This window comes from Pseudomonas libanensis (assembly GCF_001439685.1).
GTDB classification, from domain to species: domain Bacteria; phylum Pseudomonadota; class Gammaproteobacteria; order Pseudomonadales; family Pseudomonadaceae; genus Aquipseudomonas; species Aquipseudomonas libanensis.
Genome location: NZ_JYLH01000009.1, coordinates 101963 through 113971 on the forward strand (window position 1 = coordinate 101963; position 12009 = coordinate 113971).

Below are 12009 nucleotides of genomic sequence, written 5' to 3' on the forward strand. Positions count from 1 at the left end.
CATCGGTGGCGGTGAGCCAGTGTTTCCCGGAAAAGGACGTTCCTGTGGCCCTGATACACATTTGTGCAGTGTTTGCTCTCTTGCTGTCGACGACTATTGCTGCCGCCAGCGATCAACCACGGCACGAAATCCGTTTCGCCGTCGCCGCGCACTTCCCGCCGTTCCAACACCGCAACTCGCAAGGGCAATTGGTGGGGTTGAATATCGAACTGGGCAACGCCCTGTGCGAGCAACTCAACGTGCGTTGTACCTGGGTCGACCAGGTAGTTATGGAAAACTTCCCGGCCCTTGAAGGCCGAAAGTTCGACGCGATCATGGGCATGGCGCCGACGTCGACTCGGCGACAACGGGTGAGCTTTACCAATGCGCTCTACCCCATCACCACCCGCTTGGTGGCCCGTAGAACAGCAGGCCTGACCCCTGATTGGCAGTCGCTCAAGGGCAAGCGTGTCGGGGTCTTGGTCAGAAGCAATCGTGAAGCTTTTGCCCTGTCCCAGTGGGCGCCGGCAGGCGTGATCATCAAGAGCTTCTGGCTCAATGATCAACTGATCAACAGCCTCCTTGCGGGCGATATCGATGCGACCCTGCAAGGTGCGGTAGAGATACGTGAGGCCCTGCTGGACACGGCTCAGGGCCTGGATTTCGGTTTTCTCGGCCCCGTTGTCTCGTCTGACCTGTTGGGCGACAGCGTGGCGATCGCAGTGCGCAAGCTCGATACCTCGTTGCGCAATGAACTCAACCATGCGCTTGAAGAGCTGATGCAAAACGGTGAATACCAGCGCATCGTCGAGCCCTTTCGTCTCAATGTACTGCCTTCCAGTCCGTGATGGCTGGGGGCAAGCCCCCATTGACATGAGGAGCGCCCGCCAAACCTCCACCAGCGGTCAGGCCGCCCTCAGCGAGATAAACGCATAGTTGGCAGGCACCTCGGTGGCAATCTGTGCACCGGCGTCCAGCAGTTGTTCGGCGATATCCAGCCCGGACACATGGAACACCCATTCAGTGGTCATGGCTGGCTGGTCAGTCGTCTGCTCAATGGCGTGGGCAAATGCCTGCATATCCGGCAGGTACGCGGTAAAGCCGTCGCCCTTGAGCGCGGTTGTATGAATGCCGAGCAACGCGCACACCGCCGCCTTGGCCTGCACATCATCACGGTCGGCCTGGCGCGAACGACGGATCAGCTCGGCCAGTTCCAGGTCCATCAATTTGCCACCGACGATCAGCGCCGGGCCCTGTTCCCAGGACTGCGGCGGGCAATCCTTGGCACCCGGGTTCAGCGGGATATGCGGGTTGATCTCCATCGGATAGATCCGGCACACCAGGGGGCGTCGCTCGTAGATGCGGCAGCGGTTGTCTTCGTCAAGATTCCGGCAGGGGCCGGCGTTGTAGGCGGCAAAGGTGATTGCCACGAACGCCTCGGTATTGCCGCTGGGCACAATCACTGAACGGCGCTCGGCGTGCTCGCGTTGTTGCAGGGGCAAGCCCAGGCCGTTACGCAGGAAGCCTTCGACCAGGACGATGACATTACCGCCGTCCGCCGCCCATTGCCGGGCCTCTTCGAGGGTCAGGGGCACGTGATGGTCGTTGCAGCATTTGCCGCAACCTACGCAGGAAAAATGAGTGTTCATGGCGGATCTGTCACCAGGCAAGTTCAGAGGGAACGCTTGAGGGGTGACGGGTTTTTACCTCTATCCCCCGCTCGGGCTCTCTGGAAGCAAGTTATGCGCCAGTGGTTATCAGTCTTCGGGCAATACGTCCCGTAGGACAAATTTCATACCTGCACTTTCATACAGCTGCCGGGCTCGCAGGTTGCTCTCCAGCACCTTAAGGTCCACATAAGGTTCGCCGCGCTGCTTGAACATCTGGAAGGCCTGCAGCAACAAGGCACGGCCCAGTCCCTGGCCTTGGGCGCAAGGGTGCACGCAGAGGTTCTTGATAAAGGCGCTGGTCCAGCATTGGGCCACCCCGAGGATGCCGTCGGCGTTGCTGGCTACCAGGCACAGCGTCGGGTCGAACTCGGCATTGGTGACGAATTGCCGGCGCCATTCATCCAGCCTGGCGACACGGCCGCCGCCCTGGTCCTGGGTCATGCGCAGCACGGCATGGATCGCCGGGGCCAGTTCATCCCGGTAATGATCCAGCCGCGTATCCGCTGGCCACTGCGGGGCGGGCAGGCTGCCTGTGAGGTCGCGACGCAGCAGCAGGAAATAATCGGCCAACGCCTACAGGCCCTTTTGCGCCACGGCTTTGGCAGCCACGACCAGGCATTTGGTCAGTTCCGGCGATGAGAACTTGGTCAGCACCGCATCGGCACCGGCCAGGCGGGCTTTTTCGCTGTTCATCGCGCTGTCCAGGGAGGTGTGCAACAGCACGTAGAGGTCCTGAAAGTCCGGGGTTTCGCGCAGGGTTCGGGTCAGGGCGTAGCCGTCCATCTCGGACATTTCGATGTCCGACACCACCACGTTGATTTGCTGGCCGGTGCCTTGCAGCTCCAGCAACACGTCGATGGCCTCCTTGGCACTGCGGGCGGTGTGGCAAGTCAGGCCGAGGTTGCGCAGGGTGTGTACCGATTGCTGCAGGGCCACCTGGCTGTCATCCACCACCAGGATGCGCGCGTTGCCCAGTACTTCGGCTTCTTCCATGGTCAGGTCGGTCGGCGCCGCTTCAATCGGTGCCGGGGCGATGCCGTGGATGACTTTCTCGATATCCAGCACCTGCACCAGGCCACCTTCCACCTGGGTCACCCCGGTGATAAACGCCCGATTGCCGCCGGAGCCGTAGGGGGGCGGGCGGATATCGGTGGTCAGGCAATGCACGATCTTGCTTACTGCCTGCACATGCAGACCCTGCTTGGAACGGCTGACATCGGTGACGATCAGGCAGCCGCCGTCCGGGTCTTGCAGGGGCATTTCGCCCAGGGCGCGGCTCAGGTCGATCACCGAGAGTGAAGCGCCGCGCAAGGTGGCGATGCCTTTGACGTGGGGGTGCGACTCCGGCAGCTTGGTCAGCGGCGGGCAGGGGATGATTTCACTGACTTTCAACAGGTTGATGGCCATCAGCTTGCCGCTGCGCAAGGTAAAGAGCAGAAGCGAGAGTGAGTCTGCGCGGGCTTTGGTGGTGGACATAAAAACCTTCTGTGGATCAGGGATGACAATCATCTATGGAAGGTTATCGACTCGGCGGGTCTGGGCTTTAACCGGATTTTGTGTCGGTCGAGGGAAATGTGGGAGAGGCGGTGTCAGCCTTTCCACACCTGCGGGTTCACCAGATCCTGTGGGCGCTGGCCCAGCAGCGCGCTGCGCAGGTTGGCGACGGCGCGGTTGGCCATGGCTTCGCGGGTTTCATCGGTGGCCGAGCCGATATGCGGCAGGGTCACGGCATTGCTCAGCTGGAACAGTGGCGATTCGGCCAGCGGTTCTTTCTCATACACATCCAGCCCTGCGCCGCGAATACGTTGGGTTTGCAGCGCTTCGACCAGCGCCGATTCATCCACCACCGGCCCACGGGAAATATTGATCAGGATCGCGCTGGGTTTCATCAGCGCAAGCTCCCGGGTGCTGATCAGATGACGGGTCTTGTCGCTCAATGGCACCACCAGGCAGACAAAATCCGCTTCGGCCAACAACTGGTCCAAGGTACGGAACTGCGCGCCCAGCTCTTGTTCCAGTGCGGTCTTGCGGCTGTTGCCGCTGTACAGGATCGGCATGTTGAAACCCAGGCGTCCACGACGGGCCACGGCCGCGCCGATATTGCCCATGCCGACAATGCCCAGGGTCTTGCCGTGCACATCGCAACCGAACAGCGGCGCACCCACGCTGGCTTTCCACTGGCCGGCCTTGGTCCAGGCGTCCAACTCAGCTACCCGGCGTGCGCTGCTCATCAGCAACGCAAAGGCCAGGTCGGCAGTGCTTTCGGTGAGTACATCGGGGGTGTTGGTGAGCATGATCCCGCGCTCGTTGAAGTACGGCACGTCGTAGTTGTCGTAGCCCACCGACACGCTGGATACCACTTGCAGCTTGCTTGCGCTTTCAAGCTGCTCGCGGCCCAGCTTGCGACCCACGCCGATCAAGCCATGGGCGTGGGGCAGGGCTTCGTTGAACTGCGCGTTGATGTCACCCAATTTGGGGTTGGGCATGATCACCTCGAAATCTTGTTGCAGGCTTTCGATCATGGGGGCAGTGATGCGGCTGAAGGCCAGGACAGTCTTTTTCATTGCAGAACTCCACTCAACATGTGGGAGCTGGCTTGCCTGCGATGGCGGTGTATCAGCCACTATTGTGTTGGCTGATCCACCGTCATCGCAGGCAAGCCAGCTCCCACAATGAATTTATAGGGGGTGGGAAGCAGCATTCCAAAATCAGGTCGCCATCCGCACGCTACCCAAACCACCGCTCAACTCATACGCCACCAACTCCGCCTGGTGTGCCGCCAGAATCTCCGGTAACGAACCGCGCAGGTACTCCACCCAGGTCTTGATCTTCGCATCCAGGTATTGGCGCGATGGGTAGATGGCGTACAGGTTCAGCTCCTGGGAACGGTAGGTCGGCATCACCCGTACCAGCGTGCCATTGCGCAGCCCTTCGATAGCGGCGTACACCGGCAGCAGGCCGACGCCCATGCCGCTGGTGATCGCGGTTTTCATCGCGTCGGCCGAATTCACCAGGAACGGCGACGTGTTGATCGCCACGCTTTCCTGGCCTTCAGGGCCATTGAAGGTCCATTTGTCCAGCTGGATCACCGGGCTGACCAGGCGCAGGCACGCATGGTTGAGCAAGTCCTGGGGCCGTTGGGCGCAGCCCTTGGCCTTGACGTATTCCGGTGAGGCGCAGGCGATGCTGTAGGTGATGCCCAGGCGCTGGGACACGAACCCAGAATCCGGCAGTTCGCTGGCCAGCACGATGGACACGTCGTAGCCCTCGTCGAGCAGGTCCGGCACGCGGTTGGCCAGGGTCAGGTCGAAGGTCACGTCAGGATGGGTGCGGCGATAGCGGGCAATCGCGTCGATGACGAAGTGCTGGCCGATGCCGGTCATGGTGTGCACTTTCAACTGCCCGGCGGGACGGGCGTGGGCGTCGCTGGCTTCGGCTTCGGCCTCCTCCACATAGGCGAGGATCTGCTCGCAACGCAGCAAATAGCGCTTGCCGGCTTCAGTCAGCGCAATACGCCGGGTGGTGCGGTTGAGCAAGCGGGTTTGCAGGTGGGCCTCAAGGTTGGAGACCGCGCGCGAGACATTGGCCGTAGTGGTGTCCAGTTGCACGGCGGCCGCAGTGAAGCTGCCAGCTTCGGCCACGCAACTGAAAGCGCGCATGTTTTGCAAAGTGTCCATGGGGTGTTCTCAAGGGAGATAGCAAATTGTGACAGAAAGTAACGCCGTCCAGTGATCCCTACCAACGGATTATCGCCTGAACGGTAACAAAGATTCACAGGAATGCCAGCTTATCGTCCTCCATGCCGCCGCCTAGAATTGCGCCACCTCTTGCGCAACACCTCTCAGGAATTCGCTTGCCGTGCCGCGTCGCATCAGCAGAGAGCTGAAGACTCTCAGTGTTTGGGCCTTATCGTTAGCCATCAGCGGTTGCATCGGAACCGGAGGAATTGCCCCCCAAGGCCAGGCCCTCAACGCCAATACCCTGGCCACCGATGAAGCCATTCAAGACGCCTCCCAGGACGCCCATTGGCCTACCGCCCAATGGTGGCAAGCCTACGGCGACCCGCAGCTCAACCGTTGGGTCGAGCTCGCCACCCAGAACAGTCCCAGCCTGGCCGTGGCCGCCGCACGCGTGCGGCAAGCGCGGGCGCTGGCCGGGGTTGCGGAGTCGGCCGAGTCGTTGCAGATCAATAGCGATACCACCCTCAAGCGCCACAACTGGCCGAAAGATCAGTTCTACGGCCCCGGCGAATTGAGCGGCGCCAACACCTGGGACAACAACTCGTCCCTGGGCCTGAGTTACGCCCTCGACCTGTGGGGGCGGGAAAGCAACAGCACCGAACGTGCGGTCGACCTGGCGCACATGAGCGCCGCCGAAGCGCGCCAGGCCCAGCTCGAACTGCAGAACAACGTGGTGCGCGCCTATATCCAGTTGTCGTTGCATTACGCCGACCGCGATATCGTCGCGGCCACCCTGGCTCAGCAACAGCAGATTCTCGACCTGGCCAACAAACGCCTTAACGCCGGGATCGGCACCCACTTCGACGTCAGCCAGGCCGAAACCCCGCTGCCGGAAACCCATCGCCAACTGGATGCCCTGGACGAGGAAATCGCCCTGAGCCGTAACCAGTTGGCGGCGCTGGCCGGTAAAGGCCCGGGCGAGGGTGCGCAGTTGCAACGCCCGACCCTGGCCCTCGCCGCGCCATTGAAGTTGCCCTCAAGCCTGCCTGCGCAACTGCTCGGCCAACGCCCGGACGTGGTCGCCAGTCGCTGGCAGGTAGCGGCCCAGGCCCGTGGCATCGATGTGGCCCACGCCGGTTTCTACCCCAACGTCGACCTGGTCGGCAGCCTCGGCTACATGGCCACGGGCGGCGGTATGCTGGAGTTTCTGGCCGGCAAGAAATTCAACTACAACGTCGGTCCGGCGATCACCTTGCCGATCTTTGATGGCGGCCGCCTGCGCGCCCAACTGGGCGAAGCCAGTGCCGGTTATGACATTGCCGTCGCCCAGTACAACCAGACGCTGGTCAATGCGCTCAAGGGCATCAGCGACCAGTTGATTCGCCGCGAGTCCATGGACAAGCAGTCGGCCTTCGCCGCGCAGTCGGTGGCCTCGGCGCAGAAGACCTACGACATCGCCATGATCGCCTATCAGCGTGGCCTCACCGATTACCTCAATGTGCTCAACGCCCAGACCCTGCTGTTCCGTCAGCAACAGGTCGAGCAACAGGTGCAGGCGGCGCGCCTGAGTGCTCACGCCGAACTGGTGACCGCCCTGGGCGGCGGCCTCGGTGCCGGCAACGATGTGCCCCAGGATGCCAAGACCCTTCCAAGCAAGACCCCGGCGGCGCTTGCCGTGTTTGATCACTGAGTAGGATTTGATGACTCCCTTGCCTGCACCGCTGCGCTGGCTGCATTCCCTTGAGTGGCGCCGTGGGTTTTTTGACTGGGCACGCAGCGACGGCGTGACCTGGGTGTATATCTTCAAGGTGCTGGTCGCAGCGTTCCTCACGCTGTGGCTGGCCATGCGCCTGGAACTGCCGCAACCGCGCACGGCGATGATCACCGTATTTATCGTGATGCAGCCCCAGAGCGGCCAGGTGTTCGCCAAGAGTTTCTACCGTTTCCTCGGGACCTTGGCAGGCTCGGCGGTGATGGTGCTGTTGATCGCCTTGTTTGCGCAGAACACCGAACTGTTCCTCGGCGCGTTGGCGATCTGGGTGGGCATTTGTACCGCCGGCGCCACACGTAACCGCAACTTCCGCGCCTATGGCTTTGTGCTTGCCGGCTACACCGCGGCGATGGTCGGCCTGCCGGCCCTGGCCCACCCGGACGGCGCCTTTATGGCGGCCGTGTGGCGGGTGCTGGAAATCTCCCTGGGGATTCTTTGCTCGACCCTGGTCAGCGCGGCCATTCTGCCGCAGACCTCCAGCGCGGCCATGCGTAACGCGTTGTACCAGCGCTTCGGCGTGTTCGCGCTGTTCGTCACCGACGGCCTGCGTGGGCGCAGCCAGCGCGAGCATTTCGAGGCCAGTAACGTGCGCTTTATCGCCGAAGCCGTGGGCCTGGAAGGCTTGCGCAGCGTCACCGTATTCGAAGACCCGCACATGCGTCGGCGCAATGGGCGGCTCAGTCGCCTTAACAGCGAATTCATGAGCATCACCACGCGCTTCAACGCCCTGCACCAGTTGCTTGAACGCTTGCGTGCCGATGAAGCCGATCATGTGGTCGCAGCGATCAAACCCGGCCTGCAAGAGCTGGCCGAAGTGCTCGACAGCTTCTCCGGCCGCGCCCTCACCAGCCCGGATGCCGCGCGCCTGGTCAATCAACTGAGTGCCTACAAGGACGGCCTGCCCGCCAAGGTGCGCAGCCTGCGGGCGAGCTTCCAGGAGGACAACCCGACGGACGCCGAGCAGTTGGATTTCCACACCGCCTACGAGCTGCTGTACCGCTTCGTCGACGACCTGCACAACTACGCGCAAACCCACGCGTCCCTGGCCGACCACCACCATGCGCGGGAAGACTGGCACGAGTCCTACACGCCGAAAACCAACTGGCTGGCCTGCGCCGCCGCCGGGGTACGGGCCTCGTTTATCCTGATCGTGCTGGGCAGTTACTGGGTCGCCACCGCCTGGCCCAGTGGCGCGACCATGACCTTGATCGCGGCCGCCACGGTGGGCCTCTCCGCCGCCACGCCCAACCCCAAGCGCATGGCGTTCCAGATGGCCTGCGGCACCTTGATCGGCGCCCTGGTCGGCTTTGTCGAAATGTTCTTCGTGTTCCCCAGGATCGACGGCTTCGCGCTGCTGTGCGTGATGCTCGCACCGGTGATCATCTTTGGCGCTTTCCTTTCTTCCCGCCCCCGATACGCGGGTGTCGGCGTGGGCTTGTTGATCTTCTTCAGCACCGGCTCGGTGCCGGATAACCTCACGGTCTACAACCCCTACACCTTTATCAACGACTACATCGCCATGGTCATCGGCATGCTGGTATGCGCGGCGGCAGGGGCGATCATCCTGCCGCCCAACAGCCGCTGGCTGTGGCGCCGCCTGGAGCAGGACCTGCGTGAGCAGGTGGTGTATGCGATCAGCGCCAAGCTCAAGGGCCTGGCCTCGAGCTTTGAAAGCCGCACCCGCGACCTGCTGCACCAGGCCTACGGCCTCGCGGTCGGCCAGCCGCAGGTGCAGCGCGATTTGTTGCGCTGGATGTTCGTGGTATTGGAAGTCGGCCACGCGATCATCGAGTTGCGCAAGGAGCAGGCGATTTTGCCGGTACACCCGGCGTATGCCGAGTCCCAGCCATGGCGCCAGGCGATCCGCGTGATGGGGCGCTCGCTGGTGCGGCTATTCCTGCAACCCAGCGCCAGCAACCTGGAGCGCGGGTTGATTGCCGTCGACCATGCGATCAGCCGCGTACAGGCCACCGACGAACCTTTCGCCCCGCATTTTGACACCTCGGCCCTGCGCCGGGTGAAGAGCTACCTGCACTTTATCCGCACCTCGTTGCTCGACCCGCAATCGCCACTGGCGGCCCTCAAAGGCGCCACGCAAGGAGCCATGAATGCCCCGTGAAATCGCATTCCACGGCATCTATATGCCGACCATGACCCTGATGTTCCTGATCGCCGCGGCGTTGGCCTGGGCGGTTGACCGCTTCCTCGCCGGGTTCGACCTGTACCGGTTTTTCTGGCACCCGGCGTTGCTGCGCCTGAGCCTGTTCGCTTGCCTGTTCGGCGCCCTGGCGCTGAGCGTTTACCGTTGAGAATGTCCCGATGAAAAAGTTTTTCAGCCTGCTCGCCACCTTGCTGGTTCTGGCCTTGGCGATCTGGATTGGCCGCACGTTGTGGGTGCACTACATGCAAACCCCCTGGACCCGTGATGGCCGGGTACGCGCCGACATCATCAACGTAGCGGCTGACGTGACCGGCGAGGTGGTGGAGGTGCCGGTACGCGATAACCAGCTGGTGAAAAAAGGCGACCTGCTGATGCAGATCGACCCCGAGCACTACCGCATTGCCGTCAAGCAAGCACAGTCGCTGGTGGCCTCACGCAAGGCCACCTGGGAGATGCGCAAGCTCAACGCCCACCGTCGCGCCGACCTCGATGCTCTGGTGATCTCCAGGGAAAACCGCGACGACGCCAGCAACATCGCCGACTCGGCCCTGGCCGATTACCAACACGCCCTGGCGCAACTGGAAGCCGCCGAACTCAACCTGAACCGCACCCGCGTGCTGGCGGCGGTGGACGGCTACGTCACCAACCTCAACGTGCATCGCGGTGACTATGCGCGTATTGGCGAGGCGAAAATGGCCGTGGTGGATATGAATTCGTTCTGGGTCTATGGCTTCTTCGAAGAGACCAAGCTGCCCCATGTGAAGGTGGGTGATAACGCCGATATGCAATTGATGAGCGGCGAGACCTTGAAGGGCCATGTGGAAAGCATCTCGCGCGGCATCTACGACCGCGACAACCCCGAGAGCCGTGAACTGATCGCCGATGTGAACCCGACCTTCAACTGGGTGCGCTTGGCCCAGCGTGTGCCGGTGCGGATTCACATTGATGAAGTGCCGCAGGGCGTGTTGTTGGCGGCCGGGATTACCTGCACCGTGATCGTCAACCCAACACAAAACTAAACTGTGGGAGCTGGCTTGCCTGCGATAGCGGACTGTCAGTTGAAGTATTTGTAGCTGACACACCGCTATCGCAGGCAAGCCAGCTCCCACAATTGACCGCGTCAGGCTTTGATAAAGGTCTCATGCAAGTGCCGCCACAGCAGCGCGCCACTGGCCTGTTTCTCGAACACCACCGTGGCGCGGCGGTCGGTCTGGGTGCCGCTGTCGTCAATCTGATGCTCACGATAAGTCACCGTAGCCCCGCGCGCATGCCGGTCAATCCCGGTCATTTCACTCAAGGTGATTTTCAACCCCGGCCGCATCCCGCCCAGCCGCGTAAACAGTGCATTGACCCCGGCTGTGTTGACCCGCGTGCCCGTAGCGGGGGCGATCATGCTGAACTCGGGTGAGAAGCGCGCCAGCAGGTTTTGCAGCGTGCCCTCAGGTGCAACACCGGCAAACCATTGCTCGATCTCGATGTGGGTCTGGATCACTTCTTCAAAAAAATCGCTGTAGTCAATCATGCTTGGGCTCGCTGGAAGGGTGAAGCAGGCTGCGCACCCTGGACGCATCCAGGCGCAGCACTGCGAAAAGCGGCAACAGGGTCAAGGCTGCCGCCATCGTGAAGGTTATGGCGAAGGAATCCAAGGCCGACAGCACGGCACTGAGCACGGCGGCGCCCACGCAGAAGCTCACTTGACGGTTGATATTCCACAAAGCGCTGGCGTGGCTCATGCGCTCGGCGGGGATATCGAGGAAGGCCAAGGTCTGCGCGGTGCTGCTGCACAGGCTGCCGCCCAGGCCCATCAACGCGTAAGCCGCAATGATCAAGGCCGGCTCGTTGAGCAACAGGATGCCACCGCATTGCAGCGCCATGCCCGCCAGCAACAAGGATTTGGGGCCGCAGCGATTGAAGAGCTGCTTGCTCAGGTAGATCGCCATGGCCGAGGCCAGTGCCCAGGGCAACATGAGTGCGCCGGCCTGGGTGGCGTCATACCCCAGGCCGCGTACATAGAGGATGGCGATCAGGCTGGTGCCGATAAATACCCCGGGAATACACAGGTAGACCAGCATCGCCACGCGCAGCATCGGGCTGGCGGCCTGTTTGAAAATACTGCCCAGGTCCAGGGGCGGGCGCACGCTTGCAGGCATATCGGGTTTTATCCACAGCAGCGCCAGCAGCAGGGTGATCAAGGCCAGTGGCAGGTTGGCGTAGAAAATCCAGCGCCAGGACAGACTGTCGACAATCACGCCGCCCAACGCCGGGGATAGCGCCGGCACCAGCAATGCCACCGACATTACCCGCGCTGTCAGGTGGCTGCGCTCAGCCGCTGGAAAGTGCCGGTAAGCCATGGCTTGCCCCACCGGAATCAACAAGCCTCCGCCGAGCCCCTGCACGGCACGCCAGCCAATCAATGCTTCGATGGAACCGGCCTGGCCCACCATCACCGAGGCCCCGGCGAACAGCAACAGGCTGGTGGCGATCAGCGTGCGCTCGCCCATGAGCGCCGCCAGCCACACGCTCAGCGGAATAATCACCGTCAACCCGAGCATGTAGGCATTGCTGATCCACGCCAGTTGTGTGACTGAGGCGTGTAGTTCGAGGGCGATATCCGGGTAAGCGACGGTGGCGACAAACATGTTCACCAGGTCCAGGGCAAAGCCCAGTAAAAAGATCCAGGCGACTTTCGAGCGGTAGGTCATGAACGCGTTCCTGCGAGTGAAGCCGGCAGGGTAGGGCGGGCGCAGC

At 62.2% G+C, this 12009-nt stretch carries 12 protein-coding genes; 5 read left to right on the forward strand and 7 right to left on the reverse strand.

Annotated elements, in window-relative coordinates:
- Positions 1 to 44 precede the first annotated feature (44 nt).
- A complete protein-coding gene (locus tag TU73_RS15640; protein ID WP_057012973.1) occupies positions 45 to 827 on the forward strand; it encodes a transporter substrate-binding domain-containing protein in 783 nt (260 codons plus the stop codon).
- A 57-nt stretch (positions 828 to 884) separates the two neighbouring features.
- On the opposite strand, the gene TU73_RS15645 is transcribed toward TU73_RS15640, so the two are convergent.
- The 5 genes from TU73_RS15645 to TU73_RS15665 form a co-directional block, all read right to left on the reverse strand.
- Positions 885 to 1628, reverse strand: coding sequence for a YkgJ family cysteine cluster protein (locus TU73_RS15645; protein ID WP_057012974.1), 744 nt, complete (start codon positions 1626 to 1628; stop codon positions 885 to 887).
- Between the two features lie 108 nt (positions 1629 to 1736).
- On the reverse strand, positions 1737 to 2219 hold the full coding sequence (locus TU73_RS15650) for a GNAT family N-acetyltransferase (protein WP_057012975.1): 483 nt from the start codon (positions 2217 to 2219) through the stop codon (positions 1737 to 1739).
- A gap of 3 nt (positions 2220 to 2222) precedes the next feature.
- On the reverse strand, positions 2223 to 3125 hold the full coding sequence (locus TU73_RS15655) for a chemotaxis protein CheV (RefSeq protein ID WP_057012976.1): 903 nt from the start codon (positions 3123 to 3125) through the stop codon (positions 2223 to 2225).
- Positions 3126 to 3238: 113 nt separating this feature from the next.
- Positions 3239 to 4213: a 2-hydroxyacid dehydrogenase gene (locus TU73_RS15660; RefSeq protein ID WP_057012977.1), complete on the reverse strand. Its 975-nt coding sequence runs from the start codon at positions 4211 to 4213 to the stop codon at positions 3239 to 3241.
- 144 nt (positions 4214 to 4357) lie between these two features.
- Complete coding sequence (locus TU73_RS15665) at positions 4358 to 5326, reverse strand: LysR family transcriptional regulator (RefSeq protein WP_057012978.1); 969 nt, start codon at positions 5324 to 5326, stop codon at positions 4358 to 4360.
- A 181-nt stretch (positions 5327 to 5507) separates the two neighbouring features.
- On the opposite strand from TU73_RS15665, the gene TU73_RS15670 reads away from it, so the two are divergent.
- From TU73_RS15670 to TU73_RS15685, 4 genes are read left to right on the forward strand one after another with little or no spacing between them, the layout of a single operon-like run.
- Positions 5508 to 7019, forward strand: a complete 1512-nt coding sequence (locus TU73_RS15670; protein ID WP_057012979.1) for an efflux transporter outer membrane subunit — start codon at positions 5508 to 5510, stop codon at positions 7017 to 7019.
- 10 nt (positions 7020 to 7029) lie between these two features.
- Positions 7030 to 9219, forward strand: a complete 2190-nt coding sequence (locus TU73_RS15675; protein ID WP_057012980.1) for an FUSC family protein — start codon at positions 7030 to 7032, stop codon at positions 9217 to 9219.
- A complete protein-coding gene (locus tag TU73_RS15680; protein ID WP_057012981.1) occupies positions 9209 to 9409 on the forward strand; it encodes a DUF1656 domain-containing protein in 201 nt (66 codons plus the stop codon). Before TU73_RS15675 ends, TU73_RS15680 begins: the two co-directional genes overlap by 11 nt.
- A 10-nt stretch (positions 9410 to 9419) precedes the next feature.
- Complete coding sequence (locus tag TU73_RS15685; protein WP_057012982.1) at positions 9420 to 10280, forward strand: efflux RND transporter periplasmic adaptor subunit; 861 nt, start codon at positions 9420 to 9422, stop codon at positions 10278 to 10280.
- A 101-nt stretch (positions 10281 to 10381) separates the two neighbouring features.
- On the opposite strand, the gene TU73_RS15690 is transcribed toward TU73_RS15685, so the two are convergent.
- Both TU73_RS15690 and TU73_RS15695 read right to left on the reverse strand, forming a co-directional pair.
- On the reverse strand, positions 10382 to 10783 hold the full coding sequence (locus tag TU73_RS15690; RefSeq protein WP_057012983.1) for a hypothetical protein: 402 nt from the start codon (positions 10781 to 10783) through the stop codon (positions 10382 to 10384).
- Entirely contained in the window at positions 10776 to 11963 is a 1188-nt protein-coding gene (locus TU73_RS15695) for an MFS transporter (RefSeq protein WP_057012984.1), read from the reverse strand. The genes TU73_RS15690 and TU73_RS15695 overlap by 8 nt, the downstream gene beginning before the upstream one ends.
- Between the last annotated feature and the right edge of the window lie 46 nt (positions 11964 to 12009).